Genomic DNA, 26,387 nt, shown 5'->3' with positions numbered 1-26,387 from the left:
CTGACAGGCACCTGGTGCGCGGGACCCTGCGGTGGCACCCGGGACCACGTCGACGGTTCCGTCCTCCATCGCCGGACGGGCTGGATCTGCTCACCCGACGCCGGAAGGGCTCGGGTGGCCGGACGGGCTGGAAAACGCGCCGGACGGGCCGAAGGCGCACCGCGATGCCCGGGCACCGCGAGCCCGGCCCCCTCAGCGGGCAGGAGCGTCAGGAGTGGCCCAAGTCCTCCGACGCGCCGTCCGCCTCGGCCGGCACCGACCCCTCGCCCCGCTCCGGTCGCAGCGAATACGCGTCCACCCGCATCGTGTCCATGGCATGCGGCGCCGGCTTCGGCGGCGCCGGCATCACCGCGGCCTCCGAGTGCCCCCCGCACCCGTACGCCAGCGACACCACATGGCCGTCCGCCGGACCGAACTCGTTCGCGCACACCCCGAAGGCCTGCTTCAGCGAGCCCGCCATCGGGATCAGGAACGCACAGCTGACACACGTCGCCGGGGCCGCCTGGGCCATCGGCGTCTTCGGCCCGAACGCCTCGTCCCAGCGGTCGGCCGCCTCGTACAGCCCGTACCGCGACAGCACCCGTGCCCGGCGCGTACCCAGCTCCTCGGCGACCGCCGCGATGGAACCCCGGCTGGTCGCGGCCACCGGCCGGTCCGTCAGCTCGGCGTCCTCCGAGTCGACCAGCTCCGCCAGCTCCTCGGAGACCACGGAGTTCGGCGGCGGCTCGTCCTCGCCGGTCCAGCCGGGCTCCAGGCGCAGGTCCTCCGCCTCGGTGGGCAGCAGGTCCCCGGGGCCCATGTCGCCGGGGCGCAGCCGCTCGCTCCACGGCACCCACTCCGGGGCCAGGAGCGCGTCCGACCCCGGCAGCAGCACCGTCTCGTCCAGGGTGACGTTCTTCGCGCGGGAGGCCCGCGCCACCGTCACCGCCCAGCGCCAGCCCCGGTAGCCGGGCTCCTTGGCCTCGAAGTAGTGCGTGACGACACGGTCCCCCTCGGAGACCACGCCGACGTGCTCACCGACCACCCCGGGCGCGGCGGCCTCCTCGGCGGCCGAGCGAGCGAGGTCGACCGCCTCGGCGCACAGGCGGTCGGGAACGGGGGTACGGCTCGCACGGGTCGTACGGCTTCGCGTGGTCGTCGCAGCACTCACAGGTCTTCGCTTCTCTCCATACGCCAGTCTCACGAGCGCGCCAGCTGCTGCACGATTGCCGTTTCGGCCAGACAGGTGCGGGCGGAGCGGACCTGGGGGCCGCGTCGACGTCCACACCCGTTGTGCCTGCCTCGGGCGCGCCTTCTGCCACCCATTCTGCGGGATCGCCGAGAGGCGCGCGGCCAAGAACAACCGCCGGTGGCGCGTTACGCACGCTACCCTCTCCGCCGCCCTGCGCCCACCTGCCCGTCCCAAACGAGCCGTATCCGTTCCCCCCGGCGACCGGCGACCGGCGACCGGCGCCCGTCCCCCGTACGGCACCGCCGGCGGCGCCCGACAGGGCGTCACCCTCGGCGGCCCGCGCGAGTCCGCGGCCGATCACCGTTCATACCGGCCGGGGTTGGGGCACTATGACGGGGTGACTGCCGCCAGGTCGCACGACGGTCCCGGCCCGCTCCGCAGGGCGGGACGGGCGACGGGCCGTGCCCTGCGCGCCCCGTTCACCGGCACGGCGCGCTCCATCCGCAAGGCGACGCACGCCCACGGCGCGGGGGAATCCGGCCTCGGCAAGCTGATCGAGCTGCACGCCGTGAACGGCGCGGGCGACGTCATGATCACCGTCGCGCTCGCCTCCACCGTCTTCTTCTCCGTACCCACCGACGAGGCGCGCGGGCGCGTCGCCCTCTACCTCGCCATCACGATGGCCCCCTTCACCCTCCTCGCCCCGGTGATCGGCCCGCTGCTGGACCGTCTGCCGCACGGCCGCCGGGCCGCGATGGCGGGCGCGATGCTGGCCCGTGCGCTGCTGGCGCTCACCATGTCGGGCGCGGTCGCCACCGGCGGTCTGGAGCTGTATCCGGCCGCGCTGGGCGTCCTGGTCTCGTCGAAGGCGTACGGCGTGGTGCGCAGCGCGGTCGTGCCACGCCTCCTGCCACCGAATTTCTCCCTGGTGAAGGCCAACTCACGGGTCACCCTGGCCGGGCTGCTGGCCACCGGGATCGCGGCCCCGATCGGGGCCGGGCTCCAGACCATCGGTTCCGCCTGGCCGCTCTACGGGGCCTGCGCGATCTTCGTGGCGGGGACCTTCCTCGCCTTCACCCTGCCGCACAAGGTCGACTCCGCGAAGGGCGAGCGCCGGGCGCGGCTGATCGTCCCGCACCACGGCGAGACCCTCTCGCGGCCCGCCCCCGGCAGGGCATCGGGGCGGACGGGCAGCACCCGGGCCGGGCTGCGCAGAGGCCGCGGCAAGGCCGGCAACGGGGAGAAACCGGCCAAGGAGCGGCCGCCGGGTCTGCGGTCCGTCGGCGGGTCCGTCCTGCACGGGCTCCAGGCCAACGCCGCGCACCGGGCCCTCTCCGGCTTCCTCATCTTCTTCCTGGCGTTCCTGCTGCGCGAGCACCCGCTGGCGGGGCAGAGCGCGGCGGTCTCGCTCGGCATCGTCGGCGTGGCGGCCGGGGTCGGCAACGCCTGCGGTACGGCGGTGGGCTCCTGGCTCCGGGCGCGCGGCCCCGAGGTGATCATCGCCACGGTGCTGGGGCTCGCGCTGAGCGTGGCGGTCCTGGCCGCCGTGTTCTTCTCCACCGTGCTGGTGGCGGCCCTCGGCGCGGTCGCGGGCTTCACCCAGGCCCTGTCCAAGCTGTCGCTCGACGCGATGATCCAGCGGGACGTACCCGAGGAGGTCCGCACCTCGGCGTTCGCCCGGTCGGAGACGTTGCTCCAGATGGCCTGGGTGGTCGGCGGCGGTATCGGCATCGCCCTGCCGCTCAACGCGGCGCTCGGCATGTCGGTCGCCGCGGGCATCCTGGCGCTCGGGGCGGCCACCTCCGTACGGGGCCTCCTGGGGGCCGCGCGGCGCGGCACGCCGCACCCCCGCGTGGCGTGAGCGGAGACGACCGATAGCCTTCGGCCCATGACCGTTGCGTTCTTCTCCGGTAAGGGCCGTCGAATCGGCGTCGCTCTTGGTGCCGTGTCCGCGGGACTCCTTGTCCTGTCCGCCTGCGACAAGCCGACGCCGCTCGCGACCGTGACGGTCGGCAGCGACTCGGTGAACACCGAGGCCGCCTGCTACAACGACGGCGACGCGATCAAGGAATCGCTGATCCAGGGCTGCCTGAACAAGAAGGCGGACAAGACCGTCGAGATCTCCATGGACGACAAGGTCCGCTTCGGCGTCGACCCCGAGATCGCCGAGAACGGCTGGACGCTCTTCATCAACGGCCAGCAGGCCGAGCAGGAGCCGTACAAGAAGACGTACCGGACGATCCCCGGCAACGCGTTCCTGGCCAGCCAGACGGGCCAGACCGCCCAGAAGACGACCGTCTCCATCGTGGAGACCAAGGGCAAGAAGCTCACGGGCGTCTGGCAGTTCGAGTTCAAGAACAAGGACAAGGGCTGACCCCGGCGCCCCGGGATCACTTCTTCCCCGCTGCTCCCCGTCCTCGACTTTGAGGCTGACATCCGTGCGTGTGCTCGTCGTGACCGCGGTCCCGGTGGAACGGGACGCGGTCACGCGTGCGTTCGGGGGCACTGAGGAGCGCGTGTCCCTGCCGGGGGCCGAGCTGCACCGCCACGGTGCGTTCGACGTCCTGGCGGGCGGTGCGGGACCGGCCGCCGCTGCGGCGGCCACCGCGTTCGCCCTGGCGTCGGGGGCCTCGGCGCCCGCCCCGTACGGGCTCGTCGTCTCGGCCGGGATCGGCGGGGCGTTCACCCCCGTGACCCCGCTCGGCTCACTGATCGTGGCGGACGGCATCGTCGCCGCCGACCTGGGCGCGGAGACCGCCGAGGGCTTCCTGCCGGTCACGGCGCTCGGCTTCGGCCGGGACCGCTTCGCCCCGCCGCCCGCGCTGGTACGGGAGGTGGCGGCCGCCACCGGCGCGGCCACCGGCCCCGTGCTCACCGTCTCCACCGTGACCGGCACCGCCGAACGCGCCGGCGCCCTGCTCGCCGCGCACCCGGGGGCGCTGGCCGAGGCGATGGAGGGCTTCGGGGTCGCGGAGGCCGCCGCCCGGGCCGGCGTGCCCGTACTGGAGGTGCGGGCCGTCTCGAACGCCGTCGGCCCCCGGGACCGGGACGCCTGGCGCATCGGCGACGCGCTGGCCGCGCTCACGGACGCGTTCGGGGCGGCGGCACCCGTACTGGAAGGCTGGAACAGCCACGACAACCCGGAAGGTTGAACCGGCATGACGAACGACACCGGCACCACCGCGGCCGGGGGCAGCCCGGCCGGCGACACGATCCGGATCGCCTACTCGCCCTGCCCCAACGACACCTTCGTCTTCGACGCCTGGGCGCACGGCCGGGTCCCCGGCGCGCCCGCCCTGGACGTGACCTTCGCCGACATCGACATCACCAACGGCATGGCCGAACGCGGCGAGCTGGACGTCCTGAAGGTGTCGTACGCGGTGCTCCCCTGGGTCCTGGACGAGTACGCGCTGCTGCCGTGCGGCGGGGCGCTGGGCCGGGGCTGCGGTCCGCTGGTCCTCGGCAAGGAGCTGGGCCTCGACCTGACCGGCCGGACCGTCGCCGTGCCCAGCGAGCGCTCGACGGCGTACCTGCTGTTCCGGCTCTGGGCGGCGGAGAGGGTCCCGGGCGGCGTCGGCGAGGTCGTCGTGATGCCGTTCGACGAGATCATGCCCGCCGTACGGGACGGCAAGGTGGACGCCGGCCTGGTCATCCACGAGGCCCGTTTCACGTACCGGAACTTCGGGCTCCATAACCTGGCCGACATGGGCCGGCACTGGGAGGACACCACCGGCCTCCCGATCCCCCTCGGCGCGATCATCGCCAAGCGCTCCCTCGGCGAGGAAACCCTGCGCCGCCTGGCCGACGCGGCCCGCAGCTCGGTCCGCCTCGCCTGGGACCACCCGGAGGTCTCCCGCCCGTACGTCCTGGAGCACGCCCAGGAGATGGACCCGGCCGTCGCGGACCAGCACATCGGGCTGTACGTGAACGAGTTCACCGCCGACCTCGGCGAGGACGGCTACGCGGCGGTCCGCGGCCTGCTCACCCGCGCGGCGGCGGAGGGACTGGTACCGCCACTGGGGCCGGACGCGCTGGCGTTTCCCTGAGCGACGGGCGAGCGCCGGGCACGGGCCCGGCGCTCCGGGCCCGTACGGCAGGACCTACACGTCGAGCTGGTCGGCGACCGCCCTCAGCAGGCCCGCGATCTTCGCGCCGGCGGCCTTGTCGGGGTAGCGGCCCCGTTCCAGCTGCGGCGTGATGTTCTCCAGGACCGTCGTCAGGTCCTGCACGATCGACGCCAGCTCGTCCGGCTTGCGGCGCTGGGCGGCCGCGACCGACGGGGTGGGGTCGAGGACCACCACGGAGAGGGCCTGGTCGCCGCGCTGGCCCGCGACCACCCCGAATTCCACGCGCTGGCCGGGCTTGAGTGCGTCGACTCCGGCAGGGAGTACCGACGAGTGGACGAAGACGTCGCCGCCGTCGTCGCGGGAGAGAAAGCCGAAGCCCTTCTCACTGTTGAACCACTTGACCTTGCCGGTGGGCACGTCTGTCCTCGTCCTCGTACTCGTCGGTGTGCGGGAGAGCCGGAAAACGGCTCCGAAAAGCATCGGATAGCAATACAGCGGGTCACCGTGACCCGCCCGGTCCCAGGCTAATCGCCCTACGGCCGGTGACAAGACGTCGCCGGAGAGTTCCTCCGGGCTGGGAACTACCCTGGTCGCGTGAGTACTACTCCTTCAGGCGCAGGCGACCGGCTCGTTCAGGTCGGCGCGATCGTCTTTTTCGTCGGCGCACTGGCCACACTGGTCACCGTCGCCCCCCTGTTCCTCGGTACGGACCCGTTCCCTCCGGTCGCGTACGGCGTCTGCATGCTGATGGGCGTCGGGTTCCTGATCGCCGGGGCGGGCGTCGTCCGCTCGGCATGGGTGAACTCGCCGAAACGGGCCGCCGACCTCTAGGTTCTGTCGTCGACAGGTCCTGTCGTCGGACAGGTTTTGTCGTCGGACAGGTTTTGTCGTCGGATTCCCGTCGTCGCCCGGAGGGCGCGGGCTCCCTCCTACGCCGCCCGGTCCGTCTCGAAGGCGGCCAGCCAGGCCGGGAAGCCCGTCAGGTCCTCCAGCACCACGTCCGCGCCCGCCCTCCGCAGCTCCGCCGCGTCGCACGGGCCCGTCGTCACCGCCACCGACAGCGCGCCGGCCACCCGCGCCCCGCGCACGTCGCCGGTGTGGTCGCCGACGTACACCTGCGCGCCCTGATCGCGCAGGGCCTCGCCCTTGGCCTCCGCCCACAGCGAGCCGATCACCGTGTCCGGCTCGATCCCGAGGTACGACAGGTGCAGCTTCGCGTGCGGCTCGTTCTTCGCCGTGACGACGATCGCCCGGCCGCCGAGCGCCCGCACCGCCGCGACCGACTCCCGTGCCCCGGCGAGCGCCGTGCTCGGGGCTATCGCGTGGTCGGGGTAGGCCGCCCGGTAGAGGTCGGCGGCGGCGGTCACCTCGGCCGCCGGGAACCAGTTGGCCAGCTCCGCCTCCAGCGGCGGCCCGAGGCGGCTCACCACCAGGTCGATGTCGATGGGCACCCCCGTCTCCGCGACCAGGACCCGGTAGGCGGCGGCGATGCCGGGGCGGGAGTCGATGAGCGTCATGTCGAGGTCGAAGCCGACCGTCAGGGGCTGGTGGACGGGGTGCTGAACCGTGGAAGCCATGTCCGCCATTGTGCCGACCGGCCCCCGTCGGCGGCGAAATCGCGCCGCCTAGACTGAAGCGCGCACTTAGCCAAGCCTTACCGGCCCGGCCCGGCTCGGGCCAGTCCGTACCGCTCGCTCGCCTTCCGCGCCCGTCCCGATTGGTTCCCATGTCAGCGTCAGCGCCCGTGCGGGCCGCCGCGCCACCCGGTGTGCCCCGCGCACGCCGTGCGCCCCGCCTCTCCCGACGCGCGACCGCGACGGCCGCCGCCGTCGTCGCCCTGCTGCTGGCCGTCCTGCTGAGCCTCGCCGTGGGCGCGCGCTCCATCCCGCCGGGCGAGGTGCTCGACGCCCTGCTGCACGGCGGGCACTCGGACGCCGCCGAGGTGATCCGCACCATGCGAATACCGCGCACCCTCATCGGACTGATGGTCGGCGCGGCGCTGGCCCTCGCGGGCACGGTGCTCCAGGGCATCACCCGTAACCCCATCGCCGACCCCGGCATCCTCGGCATCAGCCAGGGCGCGTCGGTGGCCGTGGTGATGGCCATCGCCTTCGCGGGGGTCCACACGCTCACCGGGTACGTGTGGTTCGCCTTCGGGGGCGCGGCCCTCGCCTCGGTCGCCGTGTACGCCATCGCGTCGAGGGGGCGCGGTGGCGCGACGCCCGTGAAGCTCGCGCTCGGCGGGGCCGCGATCAACGCCCTGTTGGTGTCGGTGACCATGGGGATCCTCACCACGAAGGCGTCCGCGCTGGACGAGTTCCGCTTCTGGCAGGTCGGTTCGATCGCCGGCCGGGAGGCGGACGTCGTCCAGCAGGTGTGGCCGTTCCTCGTCGTCGGAACGGTGCTCGTGCTCGCCGTCGCCCGCGGCCTGGACGCGCTCGCGCTCGGCGAGGACGTGGCGAAGGGGCTCGGGCAGAACGTCGCGGCGGTCCGGATCGTCGGCGGCGTCGGGGCGACCGTGCTGACCGGGGTCGGGGTCGCCGCCGCCGGGCCGATCGCTTTCATCGGGCTCGCCGTCCCGCACATCGCCCGCGCGGTCGTCGGCAACGACCACCGCTGGGTGCTGCCCATGGCGGCGCTGATCGGACCCGTGATGCTGCTCGTCTCGGACGTCGTCGGCCGGATCGTGTTCCCGCCGAGCGAGGTCCCGGCGGGCGTGATGACGGCGCTGATCGGGGTGCCGTTCCTGGTCACCCTGGTACGCCGGAAGGCGGCGCCGGCATGACGAGCGAGACGAGCGGGACGCCTGTGGCCGTGAAGTCCGTACGGGTCCGGCCCGCCGGGTACTCCGTCGTGAGGGCCGGGCCGCGCGGCCGGTTCCTGCTGCACCGGCGGGCGTCCGTCGTGGCGGCGGGACTCGTCGTGCTGCTGGCCGCCGTCTGCGTCGCGTACCTCTGTGTCGGGGAGAGCTTCGTCGCGCCCGGCGAGGTCGTGAAGGTGGTCCTGGGGCAGCCGTCGTCGGCCGAGCTGGTCGTCGGCACGCTGCGGCTGCCACGCATGGTCGTCGGACTGCTGGTCGGCGCGGCGTTCGGGATCGCCGGGGCGCTGATCCAGACGGTCGCCCGCAACCCGCTGGCCAGCCCCGACATCATCGGCATCAGCCAGGGCGCGAGCGCGCTCACGGTCGGTGCGATGACCTTCGGCATCACCTCGTACACCGTCCTGCCCTATCTCTCCGTCATCGGCGGCATCGCGGCAGCGGCGCTCGTCTACGTCTTCGCCTGGCGCGGCGGCCTGCACGCCACACGCTTCGTCCTCATCGGCATCGGCTTCGCCGTCGCCCTGCGGTCGGTGACCACGCTGTTCCTGACCAAGGGCGACTACCTCGTCGCCCAGCAGGCGCAGATCTGGATGACCGGTTCGCTGAACGGGCGGGGCTGGTCGGAGGCTGCCCCGATCGGCTGGACGCTGCTGGTCCTGCTGCCCGCCATCGCCTGGGCGGCCCGCGCGCAGCGCACCGTCACGATGGACGACGACACCGCGACCGGCCTGGGCGTACGCCTGGGGCGCGTACGGCTCGGGCTCGTCGCCCTCGGCGTGGTCCTGGCCTCCGTGGCGACGGGCACGGCGGGCCCGGTGGACTTCGTGGCGCTGCTCGCCCCGCAGATCGCCCGCCGGATGACCCGGACCGCGCAGATCCCCCTGCTGTCCTCGGCGCTGCTGGGCGCGGTGATCGTCGTCCTCGGCGATCTGCTGGCCCGCAGGCTGTTCTCGCCCACCGAACTGCCCGTGGGCGTCCTCACGGCGGCGGTCGGCGCCCCGTATCTGATCTGGCTGATCATCCGCGGTCACCGTGGCCGCAGTGGAGGCACCGCATGAGCCCGAGCCGAAGCACGAACGCGAGCACGAGCACGCATCCGAGTCCGAGCACGGGCCCGAGCCCGACGACCGACGCGGCGCAGCCGGGCTCCCGCCTGACCGCCCGGTCCCTGACCCTCGCGTACGAGGACCGCACCGTGGTCCACGAGCTGGACCTCACCGTGCCCGACGGGCAGGTCACCGTCATCGTCGGCCCGAACGCCTGCGGCAAGTCCACCACCCTGCGGGCGCTCGGCCGGCTGCTGAAGCCGCGCGGCGGGGCGGTCCTGCTGGACGGTACGGAGCTGGCGCGCATACCGACGAAGCAGATCGCCCGGTCCGTCGGGCTGCTCCCGCAGACCCCGGTGGCGCCCGAGGCGATCACCGTCTCCGACCTCGTCGCACGGGGCCGCCAGCCGCACCAGAGCTGGTGGCAGCAGTGGTCGGACGAGGACGAGCGGGCGGTGACCGACGCCATGTCCCGCACGGATGTGACGGCGTTGGCCGACCGGTCGGTGGACGAGCTGTCGGGCGGTCAGCGCCAGCGGGTCTGGATCGCGATGGCGCTGGCCCAGGACACGGACCTGCTGCTGCTCGACGAGCCGACGACGTATCTGGACATCGCGCACCAGGTGGAAGTCCTGGACCTTGTACGCCAGTTGGCCTCCCCTGCCGAGGACGGCACCCGGGGCCGCACGGTCGTCACCGTGCTGCACGACCTCAACCAGGCCGCCCGGTACGCGGACCGCCTGGTCGCCATGAAGGAGGGCCGGATCGTGGCGGAGGGCGCGCCCGGGGACGTCGTGACGGCCGAGCTCGTCCGCGAGGTCTTCGGCCTGGAGGCGGTGATCGTCCCGGACCCGGTGACGGGCTCGCCGCTCGTCGTCCCGGGCGCCCCCTGGACCCCTTCGACGCCCTCCTCCGCTTCCCCTTCCGCCTCCGGTCCCACCCCAGCCTCCGGTCCCACCCCCGTCTCCGCCCCGACTCCCGGAAAGATCCTCTGACCATGACCCTGCGCAGCTTCCGCCCCCGCGCCCTGGCCGCCGTCTCCCTGACGACCGTGGCCGCACTGACCCTGGCCGCCTGCGGCTCGTCCGACGACTCCGGTTCCGACTCCGCCCCCGCCTCCGACGCCACCCGTACGGTGAAGACGGCGATGGGCGACGTGAAGGTGAAGAAGACGCCCCAGCGGGTGGTCGTCCTGGACACCGCCGAACTGGACTCGGCCCTCACCCTCGGCGTGAAGCCGGTCGGCGCGACCCACGCGGACGTGGCATCGGGTTTCCTGAACTACCTGCCGAAGGACCAGGTCGCGGGCATCAAGGACGTCGGGCAGATGATGACCCCGAACCTGGAGGCCATCGCCGGCCTGAAGCCCGACCTCATCCTCACCAGCAAGATCCGGCACGGCGACAAGTACGACGAGCTGTCCAAGATCGCGCCGACCGTCATGACGGAGAACACCGGCTACCCCTGGAAGGAGAACTTCCAGGTCCACGCGGAGGCCCTCGGCAAGGAGGCCGAGGCGAAGATGGTCGTGGACGGCTACACGGACCATGTGGCGGACGTGACGAAGGCGCTCGGCGGCAAGGAGAAGGTCGCCGCGACCGAGGTCAACATGGTCCGCTTCGTCGAGGGCGCGGACATCCGCATCTACGGCAAGAAGAACTACATCGCCACCATCCTGGCCGACGTGGGGCTGGGCCGCCCCGCGATCACCGACAAGGCCAAGGACGGTTTCTCCTACGACGTCAGCCCCGAGAAGATCGACCTGGCGGACGCGGGCGTGATCTTCCACTCGACGTACGGCGACCCGAAGAAGGCCAAGGAGACGCAGACCACCGGCAGCGGCCTGTGGAAGAACATGGACGCGGTGAAGAACGGCAGGGTCTTCGCGGTCGACGACCAGCTGTGGATCCAGGGCATCGGCTACACCGCGGCCGACAAGATCCTCGGCGAACTCCACAAGAGCCTGACCAAGTGAGGGCGTGGGACGCCCCCGGCGGGCTCACTTGCCGGTGACGTTCCTGCCGACGCCGTCCGCGGCGGCGGCCTTCTCGAAGGCCGCCCACGCCGAGGCATCGATCCCGAGGGCGTCGAGGAGGTAGGCGGAGACGGCGTCGGCCACGAGGGCGACGCGGGCAGGGTCCTCGTCGGTGGTCTCCGCGACCTTCTCCCCGGCGAGACCGCCCAGCGTGTGCTCGCCCTCGTCGATGACCAACAGGCTCTTCGGGGACGGGCTGAGCCGGTAGGCGTCGGTGAACCACTCCGGCCCCCGGGTGGAGAGCTGGGACCGGTCCCGGCCGCCCGCCACGACCAGGGCCGGCGTGGTCATCGTGGAGTAGTCCGGCCGCATGAACGGAAGGTGCTCGACCGCGAACGGGGTGAGGGAGTCGCCCGTGCCGGTCGCGGCGATCAGGGCGCCGGCCGAGACCGCGGGGTGGGTGAAGTCCTCCCCCGGCACCCCGTCGGCGTCGAGCACCCGGGCGCCGAGCAGCGTGCCGGCGGTCTGGGCGCCCCAGGAGTGGCCGACGACCGCGACCCGGTCCAGGTCGGCGCGGTCCGCCGGGCCGGCCGCCCGGGCGAGGATGTCGCTCAGGCCGTCCAGCACGGCATGGAGGTCGGATATCCGGACGCGCCAGATCGTGGCGAAGCGCGGGTCGTCCCACCCGATGCCGTTGCGGCGGGAGTCCAGGTGGGTGGGCTGTACGACGACGAATCCGGCGGCGGCCCACCGGTCGACGAGGGGTTCGTAGCCGTCCATGGACCATGCGTTGCCGTGCGAGAACACGATGACGGGGAGGTTCTGGCCGGTCAGCGGGGCGGTGACCTTCACCTGGAGGTCCACGCCCCGGCCGGGGGCGGGAACGGTGATCGGCTTGACCGCGACGATCGGCCGGTCCGGGTGCTGAGCAGACATGGGGAGCCACGCTTTCTTCTGGAGGGCACGCCACCGCACTTTCGCGGAACGCCGTTCCGTCAAAATAGCGGAACAATGTTCCGCGAGTAAAGAAGGGGCCGTCCAACCGGACCCGTGAAGGAGGACCCGTGCAGGAGGACCGACCCGTGCCGGAATCGCTCGGAGTACGCCAGGCCCGCGCACAGCGCACCCGCGAGGCCGTGGTGGCGGCCGCGGCCGCGGTCTTCGTGGACCAGGGCGTCCAGGCGCCGATCCGCGACATCGCCGAACGCGCCGGTGTCGGCGTCGGATCGATCTACCGCCACTTCCCGACCCGCGCGGACCTGGTCACCGCGGTCTACCGGCACCAGATCGACACCTGCAGCGCGCTCGCGCCCCGGCTGCTGGCGGAATCGGCGTCCCCGTTCACCGCCCTGACCCGCTGGGCGGACGCGTTCGTGGAGTTCCTGGTCACCAAGCACGGCCTCGGCGCCGCACTGGGCTCCGGCGACCCGGGGCTGGAGAACCTGCACGCCCTGATGCTCGACACGCTGGTCCCGGCCTGCGCGACGCTGCTCGACGCCTGCACCGCGGCCGACGAGACCGACCCCGACGTCACCGCGTACACGCTGATGCGGGCCATCGGGAACCTGTGCATCACCGGCCCGGACTACGGCCGGGCGGACGCCCGGCGGATGGTCGCCGCCCTGCTCGCCGGGGTCCGGCGCACGGCCTGAGCACGGGCCCCGGGGCCCGCTCCGACGCGGGTCACGCCCGCCGCCGCGCCCGCCACACCAGGTAGAGCGCGGAGGCGACGGCGGCGACGCGGAGGACCACCGGCCAGGTCTCCAGCAGGACGTCCCGCATCGCGCCCTCGCGGATCGGTTCGCCCCAGCGCCCCTCCGTCCGCCCCCACACCCACACGAGTGCTCCGGCCGCCACCACGCCGGGGAGGCCGAGCGCCGCCCACTTCGCCTCCGTACGGGAGAGGGTGCGCGAGCTGTACGCGATGAGCCAGCCGCCCGCCAGCGGCAGCCAGGAACCGGTGACCACGCCGGCGATGAGCAGGACCGCGGCCAGGAGCAGCAGCGGGTGGGCGAAGCCGCCGCGGGGGCCGGGGGCGGCGACCGCGGGCTCGGCGACGGCGGGGGCGAGCGTGCGGCGGCGGAGCTTCACCAGGCGCAGGGCCCGGCGGCGGGCGGCCGTGCTCTCGCCGCTCCCGGCGTCTCCGGCCTTCCCGTCGGCGCCGCCCGCACCCTCCGGGCCGCCCTCCTCCTCCGTGTCCTTCTTGTCCATCTCGACGGGCCCCGGCCGTCTGCCGAGCAGCTCCGGGGCCTCGATGCCGCCGAAGAACCCGGGGACGGAGGTCCCCGCCTCGAAGGGCCCGGGCTCCAGGCGCCACCAGTCGGTCGCGTCGTCCGCGCCTCCCCCCTGGTCCTGGCCGAGCATGTGCGGGGCGGACGGATCGGGCCAGGCGCGGGCGGGGGCGTCCTCGGGGCCCGGGCCGTCGTCGAAGGCGGGGGCGTCGTCGGGAGCGGGCCCTGGGCGGGGCACGGCGGCGGCAACGTCAGCAGAGGCGGCTCCGACCACACCGGCACCACCGGCCCCGCCGGCCCCACGGATCGCATCGGTTGCCCGTCCGTCCGTCCCCGCGTCCGCCGGCCCCTTCGCCTCGCGGCGCGACGCGCCCCGCCCGAAACCGGCTTTCGGCTTCCGGGGGCCCGTCGCCTCCCGCCCCTCGTCCGCGCGGGAGCCGGCTCGGCCGGCTTCCCTCGGCTCCTTGCGCAGCAGCCCGCTCCGGGGCCGGGGCAGACCGCGCCGGGACGGTTCGCCGCTGCCCGACCCGGTCCGGGCGGACGGCAGCGGGACCGTGCCGTCGCCGGACCTCGCCGCCGCGGCGACCAGTTCGTCGGGGCTGCCGAGCCTGCCGATGATGCGGCGCACGGCCGCCGGGGAGTCAGCGCCCTCCGTGGTGCGGCGGCGGTCGATCTCGCCGCGCAGCGTCGAGACGAGCCGCATCCGGGCGCCCGACGGGAGCTGTTGCTGCTGAGCCAGGTCGCCGACCCGGCTCAGGTAGTCGTACACGAGCTGGTCGCTCTCGATCCCCACGCGGTGCGTCCCCTCTACCCGGCCCTGCCCCGACGGTAGCGTTCCAGCGGCTACCGTGGGGCGGATGGGGACGACCACACCACCGCGCACGCTCGCCGAAGCCCTGCGCGCCCGGGGCGACGAATCGCTGGCCGGGCTGCTGCGTGCCCGCCCCGATCTCCTCAACCCGGTGCCGAACGACATCACGCAGCTCGCCACGCGGGCCGGTACCCGGGCGTCCGTCGTCCGCGCGCTGGAGCACCTGGACCGGTTCGCGCTGCAGACCGCCGAGGCGCTGGCGGTGGCACCGGACCCGGCCCCGTACGACACCCTGCTCTCCCTGCTCACCGGCGACGGTCTCGACGACGGCGAGCAGCGCGACGACGTGGGTGCGGCGGTCACCGCCGCACTGCCGGGCGCGCTGGCGACGCTGCGCGAACAGGCCCTGGTCTGGGGCGAGGACGACCGGCTGCGGCTGGTGCGTACGGCGCGCGAACTGCTCGCCCCGTCCCCGCAGCACCCCTCCCCCACGGGCCTGGGCCCCACGGTCGCGGAGGCGACGGCGGGCATGTCACCGGGCCGACTCCAGGAGATCCTGGCGGCGACCGGCCTGCCCGCGACGCACGACCCGGTCTCGGCGGTGGCCGCGCTGTCCGCCCTGTTCACGGACCGGACGCGGATGGCGGAACTGCTGGACACGGCCCCGGCGGAGGCGCTGTCGGTGCTGGACCGGCTGGTGTGGGGGCCGCCGTACGGGGAGGTCACGCCCAACCCGACGCCTCCCGTGAAGTGGCTGCGCGACCGGGGCCTGTTGCTGCCGGTGTCCACGCGGACGGTGGTCCTGCCGCGCGAGGCGGCGCTCCATCTCCGGGCCGGGCGCGCGCACCGGGTGCCGGAACCGGTCCCCCCGGCCGTCGCGGCGGCGGCCGAACGGGATCCACAGGCTGTGGACAGGGCGGCGGCGGGCCAGGCGTTCATGGCGCTGTCCACGATCGAGGAGTTGCTGAAGCTCTGGGACGGGGGCGGCCCGACGATCCTGCGCGCGGGCGGCCTGAGCGTACGGGAGCTGAAGCGCGCGGCGACGGCGCTGGACGTGACCGAGCCGGTCGCCGCGTTCTGGATCGAACTGGCCTACGGGGCGGGGCTGCTGGCCTCCGACGGGGAGACCGACGAGCGGTACGCTCCGACGCCCGCGTCCGACGAGTGGCTCGACCTGTCCGCCGAGGACCGCTGGACGCATCTGGCCACCGCCTGGCTCGCCGCGACCCGGACCCCGGGGCTGGTCGGCGGCCAGGACGCCAAGGGGCGGGCCCTGTCCGCGCTGGGCCCGGAGCTGGACCGCTCGGCCGCCCCCGACGTACGCCGCCGGGTGCTGGCCCTGTTCGCCGAACTCCCGCCGGGCACCGCGCCGGAGGCCGGGACGCTGCTGCGCCGGCTGCGCTGGGAACGCCCGTCGCGCGGTTCGGCGCCTACGGCGGAGGGCACGGACCTCCGCTCCCGCCTGGCCCTGTGGACGCTCAACGAGGCGGAGCTGCTGGGCATCACGGGCCGGGGCGCGCTGGCGGCACCCGCCCGGGCGCTGCTGGAGGAGGACGAGGAGACGGCGGCGGCACGCCTCGCCCCCCTCCTCCCCGAACCCCTGGACCACGTCCTGCTCCAGGCGGACCTGACGGCGGTGGCGCCGGGCCCGCTGGAACGCCCGCTGGCGGACACGCTCTCCGTCCTGGCGGACGTCGAGTCGAAGGGCGGCGCGACGGTCTACCGCTTCACGCCCGGCTCCGTCCGCCGCGCCCTGGACGCCGGGCAGGCGGCGGCCGACCTGCACGCGTTCCTGGCCGCGCACAGCCGTACGCCGGTGCCGCAGCCGCTGAGCTACCTCATCGACGACGTGGCCCGGCGACACGGGCATCTGCGGATCGGGGCGGCGTCCGCGTACGTCCGCTGCGACGACGAGGCGGTCCTCAACGAGATCCTGGCCGACCGCCGTTCCGCGGGCCTGCGCCTGCGCCGCCTGGCCCCCACGGTCCTGGCCGCCCAGTCCGACCCCGGCTCCCTCCTGGAAGCCCTGCGCGACATGGGCTACGCACCGGCCGCCGAATCCGCCGAGGGCGACGTCCTGATCACCCGCGCCGGCGCCCGCCGCACCCCGCCCCGCACCCCTCCGGCCCCGGTCCCCGAAGGCCCCCCGGCCCCGGACGACACCCTCCTGGGCGCGGCGGTCCGGGCCATCCGGGCCGGCGACACGGCCGCCACGGTGGCCCGCAAGGAGCCGCCGGAGGGCACCACGGGGTCCACCCCTTCCGGAGCCCTTCCCCGCACCACCCCCGCCGAGACCCTGGCCACGGTCCAGGCGGCCGCGATGACGGGCTCCACGGTCTGGATCGGCTACGTCAACGCGGACGGCGCCGCCAGCCAACGCGTGATCGCCCCGGTCCGCGTGGAGGGCGGCTTCGTCACGGCCTACGACCACACGGCCGACGAGGTCCGCACCTACCCGCTGCACCGGATCACGGGGGTGGCGGAACTGGCGGAGGAGGGGGAGGGGTAAGAGCGGCCGCACCCCGTCGGCAGGCGCGTCCGTCTGCGATGCTGCGGGCATGTCCACAGCCCGCCCCGCCTCCGGCCCGGTCTCCCCCGAACCGGTGTCGCCGCACCCGCCCGGCGCGCCGATGCCTCCGCTGCTCACCCAGTCCTGGCTGGATCTGGCGTTCCTGCACTGGGCGGTCGACCCGGCGGACGTCGCGCCGCTGTTGCCGGCGGGGACGGTGCCGGACACGTTCGACGGGGCGACGACGTACGTGGGGCTGGTGGCGTTCCGGATGTATCGGGTGGGGGTGCTCGGGCTGCCGGGGATTCCGTATCTGGGGACCTTTCCCGAGACCAACGTCCGGCTCTACTCCGTCGACGGACGCGGGCGGCGCGCGGTCGTCTTCCGGTCCCTGGACGCCTCCCGGCTCGTTCCGGTCGTCGTGGCGCGGGCCGCGGTCCGGTTGCCGTACATGTGGTCCCGGATGGACATCGAGCGGTCCGGCGACACCGTCACGTACACGAGCGGGCGCCGCTGGCCCGGTCCGCGTGGGGCACGGAGCAGGATCGTGCTCCGGCCCGGTGACGCGATCGCCGAGCCCACCCCGCTGGAGCACTTCCTGACCGCCCGTTGGGCCCTGCACACCTCGCTCCTCGGGCGGACCGTCCACCTCCCCAACGTCCACCCCCGGTGGCCGCTCCACCGGGCGGAGCTGCTGGAGTGCGACGAGGACCTGATCGCGGCGGGCGGGCTGCCCGCGCCCGTCGGGGAGCCGATGAGCGTGCTGTACTCCCCGGGGGTGCCGGTGCGGTTCGGGCCGCAGCGGCGCGGGGCCTGAGGCCTCGGCCGCCCCGCGCCCCGGCCCCGTACCGACGTCAGTCGGGGTTCATGTCCGAGAACCGCTCGAAGGTGTCCGTCCCCGTGGCGCCCTTCTTCCAGGTGACGGTCAACGTGTCGCCGTTCTGCCGCAGGTTGCCGACCCGGTCCTTGCTCGCGACCCGGACCCCGTCCTGCTCGCACAGCAGAGCCATCTCCAGGAAGTCGCCGCTCTCGTCCTCCTGCCAGCGGCCCTTGCACTGCAACCCGTCGCGAATGCTGAGGATCGCGTTGATCCTCGCGGGCTCGTCGGTGTACGCCTCGCCCAGCCCGAGCATCGTGGAGTCCGGCATCTTCCACACCGCCTGGAGCCCGGTGCCGGTGGGCTGGGGCACGAGCGGATTGTCCGAGCGGGCGGGCGGTGAGACGGACGGCTCATCGGACGGGGCCGTCGTCGGGTCCGTCGGGTCCGGGGCCTCGCCGGTGCTTCCGTCGGACCCGGTCGCGCCGGGAGTCCCCACGGACGTCGGCGACTTGGCGTCGTCGCTCGCGCCGTCGCTTCCCCGCCCCACGGCGAACCAGACACCGCCGCCGATGACCACCGCGGCCAGCACGGCGGCGACCGCGATGAGCCCTGTCCTCTTCCGCGGTGCGGGCGGCCCCGGCTGCGGCGGGGGGAAACCGCCCGCTCCGAAGGTGCCGGACGCCCCGTACGGGCCGTGGGGCTGTTCCTGGCCGCCGCCGTATCCGTACCCCTGCGGCTGTGCGTACGGATTCCCGTCGACCGGCTGCTGCGGTACGCCGTAGCCGGGCTGCGGGGGTCCCGGGGGCACCGGCGGCATCGGCGGCGGTGCGCCGAAGGGCTGCTGCCCCTGCGGCGTCGGCGGCTTCTCGTCGTACGGCTGAGACACGCGTGACCTCCCCCGCACCGGCACTCTGCCGGCACGCCATCTCTTTGTATCAGCCACCCATCCACCGGGGCCGCCCAGTTGCCCGGTGGTGCGAACAGCAGGGCCGGCTCGCTCCCCGGTGATCCGGTGCGGCGCCGGCAGGGGTGGACGCGGGGTGGACGCCATGGACCCGCACACGGCGTTGATCACCGGAGCCACGCAGGGCCCGGGTCTCGTCATCGCCCCGGACCCGGCCGCCCGCCGCGGATCCTGAGGGGAGCCGGGCCCCGGCGTATCGGCCCCATCCCGTCCCGCCCCCGGATGCGGCACACTGGACGTTTGGCCGCAGCCGTGGCCGTACCCCGCAGAAAGGGCCGAAGCGCGTGACCGGACCCCTCATCGTCCAGAGCGACAAGACGCTGCTCCTCGAAGTCGACCACGACCTGGCCGAGGCCTGCCGTCGTGCCATCGCGCCGTTCGCGGAGCTGGAGCGTGCGCCCGAGCACATCCACACCTACCGGGTCACCCCGCTCGGGCTGTGGAACGCCCGCGCCGCCGGGCATGACGCCGAGCAGGTCGTCGACGCGCTCGTCGAGTACTCCCGGTATCCCGTGCCGCACGCGCTCCTGGTCGACATCGCCGAGACGATGGCGCGGTACGGGCGGCTCACCCTGTCCAAGCACCCCGTGCACGGGCTCGTCCTCACCACCACCGACCGGCCCGTGCTGGAGGAGATCCTCCGGTCGAAGAAGGTCCAGCCGCTGGTCGGCGCCCGGATCGACCCGGACACCGTGGCCGTGCACCCCTCCGAGCGCGGGCAGGTCAAGCAGACGCTGCTCAAGCTCGGGTGGCCCGCCGAGGACCTCGCCGGTTACGTCGACGGCGAGGCCCATCCGATCGAGCTGGCCGAGGACGGCTGGGCCCTGCGGCCGTACCAGAAGCAGGCCGTCGAGGGGTTCTGGCACGGTGGGTCGGGGGTGGTGGTGCTCCCCTGCGGGGCCGGCAAGACGCTCGTCGGCGCCGGTGCCATGGCCGAGGCGAAGGCCACCACGCTCATCCTCGTCACCAACACCGTCTCCGCCCGGCAGTGGAAGCACGAGCTGGTGAAGCGGACCTCGCTCACCGAGGACGAGATCGGCGAGTACAGCGGTACGAAGAAGGAGATCCGGCCGGTCACCATCGCCACCTACCAGGTGCTGACCACCCGGCGGAAGGGCGTCTACCCGCACCTGGAGCTCTTCGACTCCCGCGACTGGGGGCTCGTCGTCTACGACGAGGTGCATCTGCTGCCCGCCCCCGTCTTCAAGTTCACCGCCGACCTCCAGGCCCGGCGGCGGCTCGGGCTGACCGCGACCCTCGTGCGGGAGGACGGGCGGGAGTCCGACGTGTTCTCGCTCATCGGGCCCAAGCGGTTCGACGCGCCCTGGAAGGAGATCGAGGCGCAGGGCTACATCGCGCCCGCCGACTGCGTCGAGGTCCGCGTCAATCTCACCGACTCCGAGCGGCTCGCCTACGCGACCGCCGAGACGGAGGAGAAATACCGGTTCTGCGCCACCACCGCCACCAAGCGGAAGGTGACCGAGGCGCTGGTGCGCAAGCATCAGGGCGAGCAGACGCTCGTCATCGGGCAGTACATCGACCAACTCGACGAGCTGGGGGAACACCTGGACGCGCCCGTCATCAAGGGCGAGACCAGCAACGCCCAGCGCGAGAAGCTCTTCGACGCGTTCCGGAACGGGGAGATCAGCGTTCTCGTCGTCTCCAAGGTCGCCAACTTCTCCATCGACCTGCCGGAAGCCACCGTCGCCATCCAGGTCTCCGGCACCTTCGGGTCGCGCCAGGAGGAGGCCCAGCGGCTCGGCCGCGTCCTGCGGCCGAAGGCCGACGGGCACGAGGCCCGCTTCTACTCGGTCGTCGCCCGCGACACCATCGACCAGGACTTCGCGGCGCACCGCCAGCGCTTCCTGGCCGAGCAGGGGTACGCGTACCGCATCGTCGACGCGGACGAGCTGCTCGCGGAGAGCTGAGGACCGAAGGGCTCCACGGCGGGACCTCAGCGGTTCCGCCGTATGCCCGCCTCCTCCGCGTACTCCCCCAGGACGACGACGCCGAACGCCGTGGTCACGAACACCTTCACGGCGCGCAGCGCGTCGCCGACGCGGTGGGGTCGGTGGTCACCGGTCGCCGCGGTCGCGCCGTGCGCGGGGCCGGTCGTGCGTGGGTTCAGGGTGGCTGTGCTCATGTATCCATGGTGCTCCTGTCACCCGTTCGGGCGCGTCGGCCCGCAGACGGAAGCCGGTGAGCCGGCGCGTAGGTCTGCGGTGCCATGCCGGGGCCCGGCATCCCCTACGGGTATCCCTTGGACCCACTCCCCCGGGTGGAGCCCGCGTACGGTCCCCCGCGTCGGCGGAGCCCCCGTAATGCGTTTCGACCGTACGCCGCCCTGGGGCTACAATCGCCGGTCTGCCCGCCTCCCGCACCGTGGTACCGGCCTTCGCCGCCGGCAGCCGGGGGAGCGCCGTCGGCCGGACGGAAACCGGCCGGCACCCACGCGAACCAACCTTCCGAGCGGACCGCCCTGCCCGGCCTCAGCCGGTGTCGGCGCGCGGTCCGCCGTCCTGCGTTGAAGAGCCGGAGGCAACACCGTGCCCGCGCACGTAGCAGAGAGCGATTCCACCCCCGATCCCACCGGCACCACGGGCACCACCGACCCCCTGGCGCACGAACGTGCCCATCTCGCCGCCTCCCGCGCCGCACTGCGCGGGATGCGCGAGGACGTCCAAGCCCTCGACATCCGCGATGTCACCGCGAACTGGGTCAACGCCGCGGTGCTCCAGTCCCAGATCGACGACCGCATCAAGGCGCTCGCCGATCTCTCGCACACCCCGCTGTTCTTCGGCCGCCTCGACTATCTGCACACCGTCGGCGGCGATCTGGCCGAGGGCGCGGACGGCGAGCGGTTCTACATCGGCCGCCGGCACGTTCACGACGCCGCCGGGGACCCCATGGTCATCGACTGGCGCGCGCCGGTCTCCCAGCCGTACTACCAGGCGTCCCGCACGAACCCCCAGGACGTGGGGCTGCGCCGCCGCTTCGGTTACACCGGCGGCGAGCTGACCGCGTACGAGGACGAGCACCTCACCGACCCGGCGGAGGCCGAGCACACCAGCCGGCTCCTCCAGGCGGAGATCGAGCGGCCCCGTGTCGGCCCGATGCGCGACATCGTCGCCACCATCCAGCCCGAGCAGGACGAGATCGTCCGCGGCGGCCTCGGCGGCACCGTCTGTGTGCAGGGCGGGCCCGGCACCGGGAAGACCGCCGTCGGCCTGCACCGGGTGGCGTACCTGCTGTACGCGCACCGCGAGCGGCTCGCCCGCACCGGCACCCTCGTCATCGGGCCGAACCGTTCCTTCCTCCACTACATCGAGCAGGTGCTGCCCGCCCTCGGCGAGCTGGAGGTGAAGCAGGCCACCGTCGACGACCTGGTGCGCACCGGCGTCGAGGTCCGGGGCGAGGACGAGGCGGCCACCGCCGTCGTCAAGGGCGACGCCCGCATGGCCGAGGTGCTCCGGCGGGCCATCCGCTCGCATGTGACCGCTCCCGTCGAGCCGGTCGTCGTGGTGCGCGGCTCCCGGCGCTGGCGGGTGCCGGTGTACGAGATCCAGGAGATGGTCGACGAGCTGCTCTCCCGCGACATGCGGTACGGAGCCGCGCACGAGGCGCTGCCGCAGCGGATCGCCCACGCCGTGCTCGTACGGATGGAGGAGGCCGGGGAGGCCCCCGACGACCGGGTGCAGAACGCCGTGGCCCGCAATCCCGCCGTGAAGGCCGCCGTCAAAGCGGTCTGGCCCGCCGTGGACCCGGCGAAGGTCGTGCTGCGGCTGCTGTCCGACGCGGAGTTCCTGGCCGCGCACGCGGAAGGCCTGCTGAGCGAGGAGGAGCAGAAGCGGCTGCTGTGGGCGAAGCCCGCCCGCAGTGTGAAGTCCGCGAAGTGGTCGGCCGCCGACGCCGTGCTGATCGACGAGGCCGGTGACCTGATCGCCCGTACGCACTCGCTCGGCCATGTCGTGCTCGACGAGGCGCAGGACCTGTCCCCCATGCAGTACCGGGCGGTGGGGCGGCGCTGCTCGACCGGTTCGGCCACCGTCCTCGGCGACCTCGCGCAGGGGACGACGCCGTGGTCCACGGAGAGCTGGGGCGAGGCGCTGTTCCACCTGGGCAAGCCGGACGCGGTGGTGGAGGAGCTGACGGCCGGTTTCCGCGTGCCGCGCGAGGTCATCGCGTACGCCTCCCGGCTGCTGCCCGCGATCTCGCCGGGGCTGGCCGCGGTGGACTCGGTGCGGGAGTCGCCGGGGTCGTTGGCCGTACGGGAGGTGGCGTCGGCGGACGAGCTGGACGCGGCCGTCGTCGCCGCCTGCGAGGAGTCGCTGCGCAACGAGGGGTCGATCGGGCTGATCGCCGCCGACGCCCGCATCCCGGTGCTGGGTGCGGCCCTGGAGGCGGCGGGGCACGCGTATCTGTCCCCCGGTGAGGAGACCACCGCCGAGTCCCGGCTGACGCTGGTGCCCGCGTCGCTGGCGAAGGGCCTGGAGTACGACTACGTGGTGCTGGACGAGCCGGCGGCCGTGGTGGACGGCGAGCCGGACGAGCGGACCGGGCTGCGGCGGCTGTACGTGGCGCTGACCCGTGCGGTGTCGGGGCTGACCGTGCTGCACGCGGCCCCGTTGCCGGAGGCGTTGGTTCAGGCGTAGGGCCCTCGGGTGCGGGACTGTCCGGTCCCGCACCCCGTCGAGCCTCAGCCGTCCAGCGCCTTCCGCCACTCCCGTACCGCCGCCGCGTCGACGGGGGCCGACCAGCCCGCCGGGCGGGCCGCGCCGCCGATGTGGAACGCGTCGATCCGTGCCGCCAGCAGCTGGGGCAGGTGGTGCAGGTGGAGGCCACCGCCGACCAGGATCCGCGCCTGGTATCCCGGCTCGCCGCTCCGGGCCGCCTCGGCCAGGAGGGTGGGGACACCGGCGTCCACCCCGGCCGGGGAGCCCGCCGTGAGGAACGTGTCGAGGCCCGGCAGGTCCGCGAGCTGCTTGCGCAGGGCGTCCCGGTCCGTGGCCCGGTCGATCGCCCGGTGGAACGTCCACCGGCAGCCTTCCAGCTCGGCGACGAGCCGCTCGACGGCGACGAGATCGGCGTGGCCCTCCGCGTCGAGGAAGCCGAAAACGAACTCCTCGGCCCCTGCCTCCCGCAGCTCACGGGCCCGGCCGACCAGGACGTCGATGTCACCGGCGGCGAAGCCGTCCGCCGTCCTGAGCATCACGCGCAGCGGGATGTCCACGGCGGACCTGATCGCCACGAAGGTCTCCCGGGACGGGGTGAGACCGTCGGCGGCCATGTCGGTGACCAGTTCCAGGCGGTCTGCACCACCGGCCTGAGCGGCGACCGCGTCCTCCGCGTCGAGAGCGATCACCTCCAGGACTGCACGGTTGCTCATGGGTCCCCATTCCTCCGATACACAGCGACAGGCCGATACGCGGCTACGGGCCGGCACGGCTATAGGTCTAGTCCAATGGCCAGCCTACGGGTGGCCGCCGGACGGCGCAGCCCTCTATCTGAACGCACGGGTACGGCCGAGCGCGACCCGGCCCCGCAGGCGGGTGACGGACCCCTCCCGCCACACCTTGCACTTCATAGGGGAGGGGGGTATACATTGGGAAGAGACAGAGATACCCCCCAGGGGTATCTGGGACGGCTTCAGGGAGGACCCCCGTGTCCGCGCACTCCGCCACCACCGCAACCACCGCCGCCGGCTCCGACGCCGGAACCACCGCGGTCGAGCTCGCGATCGGCGGGATGACCTGCGCCTCGTGCGCGGCCCGTATCGAGAAGAAGCTCAACCGGATGGACGGCGTCGAAGCCACCGTGAACTACGCCACCGAGAAGGCGAAGGTCACCTACGCGGGCGCCGACGTGTCCGTCGACGATCTGATCGCGACGGTCGAGGCCACCGGCTACACCGCCCGGCCGCCCGCCCCGCCCGCCGCCGAAACCGCCGCCCCGCCACCGGGGAGCGGCGACACGGAACGGGGCGCGGCCGAGGACGACGGGCTCACCACCCTGCGCCGGCGGCTGGTCACCGCCGTCCTCCTCGCCGTTCCGGTGATCGCGATGGCGATGATCCCGGCGCTCCAGTTCGACTACTGGCAGTGGCTCTCCCTGACGCTGGCCGCACCGGTCGTCACCTACGCCGCCTGGCCGTTCCACCGGGCCGCCTGGACGAACGCGAAGCACGGCGCGGCGACGATGGACACGCTGATCTCCGTCGGCACGTCGGCGGCGTTCCTGTGGTCGGTGTGGGCGCTGTTCTTCGGCACGGCGGGCATGGTCGGGATGACGCACCCGTTCGAGTTCACCATCGCCCGCAGCGACGGCGCCGGGAACATCTATCTGGAGGCCGCGGCCGGGGTGACGGCGTTCATCCTCGCCGGGCGGTACTTCGAGGCGCGTTCGAAGCGGAAGGCCGGGGCGGCGCTGAAGGCTCTGCTGGAGCTGGGGGCGAAGGAGGTCACCGTTCTGCGCGACGGTGGGGAGACGACGATCCCGACCTCCGCGTTGCAGGTCGGCGACCGTTTCCTGGTCCGTCCCGGGGAGAAGATCGCGACGGACGGGACGGTGGTCGAGGGCTCGTCCGCCGTCGACGCCTCGATGCTGACGGGTGAGTCCGTGCCCGTCGAGGTCACCACCGGCGACACCGTCACCGGCGCCACCCTCAACGCCGCAGGCCGCCTCGTCGTCGAAGCCACCCGCGTCGGCGCCGACACCCAACTCGCCCGCATGGCCGAACTCGTCGAGAACGCCCAGAACGGCAAAGCCTCCGCACAACGCCTCGCCGACCGCATCTCCGCCGTCTTCGTCCCCGTCGTCATCACCCTCGCCCTCGCCACCCTCGGCTACTGGCTCGGCAACGGCGCCGGACTCACCGCCGCCTTCACCGCAGCCGTCGCCGTCCTCATCATCGCCTGCCCCTGCGCCCTCGGCCTCGCCACCCCCACCGCCCTCATGGTCGGCACCGGACGCGGCGCCCAACTCGGCATCCTCATCAAGGGACCCGAAGTCCTCGAAACCACCCGCCGCACCGACACCATCGTCCTCGACAAAACCGGCACCGTCACCACCGGCCGCATGACCCTCCAGACCACCCACACCACCGACGAAACCGACGAGACCGAAGTCCTGCGGCTCGCAGGCGCCCTGGAGAACGCCTCCGAACACCCCATCGCCCAAGCCGTCGCCACCGCGGCGACCGACACCACCGGCCCCCTCCCCACCCCCGAGAACTTCACCAACGTCCCCGGCCTCGGAGTCCAGGGCATCGTCGAGGGCCACGCCGTCCTCGTCGGGCGCGAACAGCTCCTGGCCGACTGGGAGATCCGGCTTCCCGCTCCTCTCGCCGAGGCCAAGAAGGCCGCGGAGGCCGCCGGGCGCACGGCGATCGCCGTCGCCTGGGACGGCGAGGCGCGGGCGGTGCTGGAGGTCGCCGACGCGGTCAAGGACACGAGCGCCGAGGCCGTCCGCCGGCTCCGCGCCCTCGGCCTGACCCCGATCCTCCTCACCGGCGACAACCGGGCCGTGGCGGAGTCGGTCGCGGCCGAGGTCGGCATCGACGAGGTGTACGCGGAGGTCATGCCGCAGGACAAGGTCGACGTGGTCAAGCGCCTTCAGGCCGAGGGCCGCGTCGTCGCGATGGTCGGGGACGGGGTCAACGACGCCGCCGCCCTCGCCCAGGCCGACCTGGGCCTCGCGATGGGCACCGGCACCGACGCCGCCATCGAGGCCGGGGACCTGACCCTCGTCCGCGGCGACCTCAACGCCGCCGCCGACGCGATCCGCCTCTCCCGCCGCACACTGTCCACCATCCGCACCAACCTGTTCTGGGCCTTCGCCTACAACGTCGCCGCCCTCCCGCTGGCCGCCGCCGGGCTGCTCAACCCGATGATCGCCGGGGCCGCGATGGCCTTCTCCTCGGTCTTCGTGGTCGGCAACTCCCTGCGGCTGCGCACGTTCAAGGGGGCGTGAGGTA

The 26,387-nt window shown here is 73.5% G+C and carries 23 protein-coding genes; 15 read left to right on the top strand and 8 right to left on the bottom strand.

The features are described from left to right. Positions 1-208: 208 nt before the first annotated feature. Positions 209-1,150 (bottom strand): DUF3027 domain-containing protein, encoded by a 942-nt coding sequence (locus CCZ36_RS19935; protein WP_176734504.1) that lies wholly within the window; start codon positions 1,148-1,150, stop codon positions 209-211. A 418-nt stretch (positions 1,151-1,568) separates the two neighbouring features. Here CCZ36_RS19935 and CCZ36_RS19930 point away from each other — a divergent pair, with 418 nt between their 5' ends. The 4 genes from CCZ36_RS19930 to CCZ36_RS19915 all read left to right on the top strand — a co-directional run bounded on the left by CCZ36_RS19930 (position 1,569) and on the right by CCZ36_RS19915 (position 5,217). Continuing rightward, entirely contained in the window at positions 1,569-3,032 is a 1,464-nt protein-coding gene (locus tag CCZ36_RS19930; protein ID WP_069735400.1) for an MFS transporter, read from the top strand. A gap of 27 nt (positions 3,033-3,059) precedes the next feature. Further along, entirely contained in the window at positions 3,060-3,545 is a 486-nt protein-coding gene (locus CCZ36_RS19925; protein WP_069735401.1) for a DUF2771 domain-containing protein, read from the top strand. Positions 3,546-3,609: 64 nt separating this feature from the next. After that, positions 3,610-4,323 (top strand): futalosine hydrolase, encoded by a 714-nt coding sequence (locus tag CCZ36_RS19920; RefSeq protein ID WP_069735402.1) that lies wholly within the window; start codon positions 3,610-3,612, stop codon positions 4,321-4,323. 6 nt (positions 4,324-4,329) lie between these two features. Then, on the top strand, positions 4,330-5,217 hold the full coding sequence (locus CCZ36_RS19915) for a 1,4-dihydroxy-6-naphthoate synthase (RefSeq protein WP_069735403.1): 888 nt from the start codon (positions 4,330-4,332) through the stop codon (positions 5,215-5,217). Between the two features lie 54 nt (positions 5,218-5,271). Here CCZ36_RS19915 and CCZ36_RS36545 read toward each other — a convergent pair whose 3' ends face one another. After that, positions 5,272-5,655, bottom strand: a complete 384-nt coding sequence (locus CCZ36_RS36545; protein WP_006126557.1) for a cold-shock protein — start codon at positions 5,653-5,655, stop codon at positions 5,272-5,274. Positions 5,656-5,832: 177 nt separating this feature from the next. On the opposite strand from CCZ36_RS36545, the gene CCZ36_RS19905 reads away from it, so the two are divergent. Continuing rightward, the gene (locus CCZ36_RS19905) at positions 5,833-6,069 is read left to right on the top strand and encodes a hypothetical protein (RefSeq protein WP_069735404.1); all 237 of its coding nucleotides are present in this window, start codon (positions 5,833-5,835) and stop codon (positions 6,067-6,069) included. A 98-nt stretch (positions 6,070-6,167) separates the two neighbouring features. Here CCZ36_RS19905 and CCZ36_RS19900 read toward each other — a convergent pair whose 3' ends face one another. Next, a complete protein-coding gene (locus tag CCZ36_RS19900; protein ID WP_069741055.1) occupies positions 6,168-6,815 on the bottom strand; it encodes an HAD family hydrolase in 648 nt (215 codons plus the stop codon). A gap of 149 nt (positions 6,816-6,964) precedes the next feature. Here CCZ36_RS19900 and CCZ36_RS19895 point away from each other — a divergent pair, with 149 nt between their 5' ends. Genes CCZ36_RS19895 through CCZ36_RS19880 form a run of 4 tightly spaced genes read left to right on the top strand, consistent with a single transcriptional unit; the run spans position 6,965 to position 11,080 of the window. Next, positions 6,965-8,023 (top strand): FecCD family ABC transporter permease, encoded by a 1,059-nt coding sequence (locus CCZ36_RS19895; protein WP_128818260.1) that lies wholly within the window; start codon positions 6,965-6,967, stop codon positions 8,021-8,023. Further along, positions 8,020-9,117 carry a FecCD family ABC transporter permease gene (locus CCZ36_RS19890; RefSeq protein WP_128818259.1) on the top strand — a complete coding sequence of 366 codons (1,098 nt, stop codon included), beginning with the start codon at positions 8,020-8,022 and terminating at the stop codon, positions 9,115-9,117. Before CCZ36_RS19895 ends, CCZ36_RS19890 begins: the two co-directional genes overlap by 4 nt. Continuing rightward, complete coding sequence (locus CCZ36_RS19885) at positions 9,114-10,100, top strand: ABC transporter ATP-binding protein (RefSeq protein ID WP_237302708.1); 987 nt, start codon at positions 9,114-9,116, stop codon at positions 10,098-10,100. The genes CCZ36_RS19890 and CCZ36_RS19885 overlap by 4 nt, the downstream gene beginning before the upstream one ends. A 2-nt stretch (positions 10,101-10,102) precedes the next feature. After that, positions 10,103-11,080: an ABC transporter substrate-binding protein gene (locus tag CCZ36_RS19880; RefSeq protein WP_069735407.1), complete on the top strand. Its 978-nt coding sequence runs from the start codon at positions 10,103-10,105 to the stop codon at positions 11,078-11,080. 24 nt (positions 11,081-11,104) lie between these two features. Here CCZ36_RS19880 and CCZ36_RS19875 read toward each other — a convergent pair whose 3' ends face one another. After that, positions 11,105-12,016, bottom strand: coding sequence for an alpha/beta hydrolase family protein (locus tag CCZ36_RS19875; RefSeq protein ID WP_069735408.1), 912 nt, complete (start codon positions 12,014-12,016; stop codon positions 11,105-11,107). A gap of 146 nt (positions 12,017-12,162) precedes the next feature. Here CCZ36_RS19875 and CCZ36_RS19870 point away from each other — a divergent pair, with 146 nt between their 5' ends. Beyond that, positions 12,163-12,732, top strand: a complete 570-nt coding sequence (locus tag CCZ36_RS19870; RefSeq protein ID WP_176734511.1) for a TetR/AcrR family transcriptional regulator — start codon at positions 12,163-12,165, stop codon at positions 12,730-12,732. A gap of 31 nt (positions 12,733-12,763) precedes the next feature. Here CCZ36_RS19870 and CCZ36_RS19865 read toward each other — a convergent pair whose 3' ends face one another. Next, positions 12,764-14,104 carry a hypothetical protein gene (locus CCZ36_RS19865; protein WP_128818258.1) on the bottom strand — a complete coding sequence of 447 codons (1,341 nt, stop codon included), beginning with the start codon at positions 14,102-14,104 and terminating at the stop codon, positions 12,764-12,766. A gap of 64 nt (positions 14,105-14,168) precedes the next feature. On the opposite strand from CCZ36_RS19865, the gene CCZ36_RS19860 reads away from it, so the two are divergent. Both CCZ36_RS19860 and CCZ36_RS19855 read left to right on the top strand, forming a co-directional pair. Next, the gene (locus CCZ36_RS19860) at positions 14,169-16,631 is read left to right on the top strand and encodes a helicase C-terminal domain-containing protein (protein ID WP_069735411.1); all 2,463 of its coding nucleotides are present in this window, start codon (positions 14,169-14,171) and stop codon (positions 16,629-16,631) included. A 49-nt stretch (positions 16,632-16,680) separates the two neighbouring features. Continuing rightward, a complete protein-coding gene (locus CCZ36_RS19855) occupies positions 16,681-17,448 on the top strand; it encodes a YqjF family protein (RefSeq protein ID WP_069735412.1) in 768 nt (255 codons plus the stop codon). A gap of 37 nt (positions 17,449-17,485) precedes the next feature. Here CCZ36_RS19855 and CCZ36_RS19850 read toward each other — a convergent pair whose 3' ends face one another. Beyond that, the gene (locus CCZ36_RS19850; protein ID WP_069735413.1) at positions 17,486-18,337 is read right to left on the bottom strand and encodes a hypothetical protein; all 852 of its coding nucleotides are present in this window, start codon (positions 18,335-18,337) and stop codon (positions 17,486-17,488) included. A 362-nt stretch (positions 18,338-18,699) separates the two neighbouring features. On the opposite strand from CCZ36_RS19850, the gene CCZ36_RS19845 reads away from it, so the two are divergent. Then, positions 18,700-20,343, top strand: coding sequence for a DNA repair helicase XPB (locus tag CCZ36_RS19845; RefSeq protein WP_069735414.1), 1,644 nt, complete (start codon positions 18,700-18,702; stop codon positions 20,341-20,343). Between the two features lie 26 nt (positions 20,344-20,369). Here CCZ36_RS19845 and CCZ36_RS19840 read toward each other — a convergent pair whose 3' ends face one another. Then, positions 20,370-20,558: a hypothetical protein gene (locus CCZ36_RS19840; protein ID WP_069740922.1), complete on the bottom strand. Its 189-nt coding sequence runs from the start codon at positions 20,556-20,558 to the stop codon at positions 20,370-20,372. A gap of 403 nt (positions 20,559-20,961) precedes the next feature. Between CCZ36_RS19840 and CCZ36_RS19835 the strand changes: the two genes are divergently transcribed. Beyond that, positions 20,962-23,067, top strand: coding sequence for a HelD family protein (locus CCZ36_RS19835; RefSeq protein ID WP_128818257.1), 2,106 nt, complete (start codon positions 20,962-20,964; stop codon positions 23,065-23,067). Between the two features lie 44 nt (positions 23,068-23,111). Here the strand turns inward: CCZ36_RS19835 and CCZ36_RS19830 are convergent, their stop codons facing one another. Continuing rightward, complete coding sequence (locus tag CCZ36_RS19830) at positions 23,112-23,801, bottom strand: copper homeostasis protein CutC (RefSeq protein WP_069735417.1); 690 nt, start codon at positions 23,799-23,801, stop codon at positions 23,112-23,114. Positions 23,802-24,076: 275 nt separating this feature from the next. Here CCZ36_RS19830 and CCZ36_RS19825 point away from each other — a divergent pair, with 275 nt between their 5' ends. Further along, complete coding sequence (locus CCZ36_RS19825) at positions 24,077-26,383, top strand: heavy metal translocating P-type ATPase (protein ID WP_206515754.1); 2,307 nt, start codon at positions 24,077-24,079, stop codon at positions 26,381-26,383. Positions 26,384-26,387: the final 4 nt, after the last annotated feature.

Origin of the sequence: Streptomyces sp. S063 (genome assembly GCF_002832675.1) — a bacterium.
In the GTDB taxonomy this organism is placed as follows: Bacteria; Actinomycetota; Actinomycetes; order Streptomycetales; family Streptomycetaceae; genus Streptomyces; species Streptomyces sindenensis.
Note: the sequence above shows the minus strand (reverse complement) of the source record. Positions and strands in the feature narration are given on the sequence as shown.

Excerpts from the sequence above, each read along its gene's own strand:
- CCZ36_RS19925 (WP_069735401.1), top strand. The coding sequence starts at position 3,060 with ATGACCGTTGCGTTCTTCTCCGGTAAGGGCCGTCGAATCGGCGTCGCT.
- CCZ36_RS19915 (WP_069735403.1), top strand. The coding sequence starts at position 4,330 with ATGACGAACGACACCGGCACCACCGCGGCCGGGGGCAGCCCGGCCGGC.
- CCZ36_RS19900 (WP_069741055.1), bottom strand. The coding sequence starts at position 6,815 with ATGGCTTCCACGGTTCAGCACCCCGTCCACCAGCCCCTGACGGTCGGC.
- CCZ36_RS19895 (WP_128818260.1), top strand. The coding sequence starts at position 6,965 with ATGTCAGCGTCAGCGCCCGTGCGGGCCGCCGCGCCACCCGGTGTGCCC.
- CCZ36_RS19890 (WP_128818259.1), top strand. The coding sequence starts at position 8,020 with ATGACGAGCGAGACGAGCGGGACGCCTGTGGCCGTGAAGTCCGTACGG.
- CCZ36_RS19885 (WP_237302708.1), top strand. The coding sequence starts at position 9,114 with ATGAGCCCGAGCCGAAGCACGAACGCGAGCACGAGCACGCATCCGAGT.
- CCZ36_RS19880 (WP_069735407.1), top strand. The coding sequence starts at position 10,103 with ATGACCCTGCGCAGCTTCCGCCCCCGCGCCCTGGCCGCCGTCTCCCTG.
- CCZ36_RS19875 (WP_069735408.1), bottom strand. The coding sequence starts at position 12,016 with ATGTCTGCTCAGCACCCGGACCGGCCGATCGTCGCGGTCAAGCCGATC.
- CCZ36_RS19860 (WP_069735411.1), top strand. The coding sequence starts at position 14,169 with ATGGGGACGACCACACCACCGCGCACGCTCGCCGAAGCCCTGCGCGCC.
- CCZ36_RS19855 (WP_069735412.1), top strand. The coding sequence starts at position 16,681 with ATGTCCACAGCCCGCCCCGCCTCCGGCCCGGTCTCCCCCGAACCGGTG.
- CCZ36_RS19840 (WP_069740922.1), bottom strand. The coding sequence starts at position 20,558 with ATGAGCACAGCCACCCTGAACCCACGCACGACCGGCCCCGCGCACGGC.
- CCZ36_RS19830 (WP_069735417.1), bottom strand. The coding sequence starts at position 23,801 with ATGAGCAACCGTGCAGTCCTGGAGGTGATCGCTCTCGACGCGGAGGAC.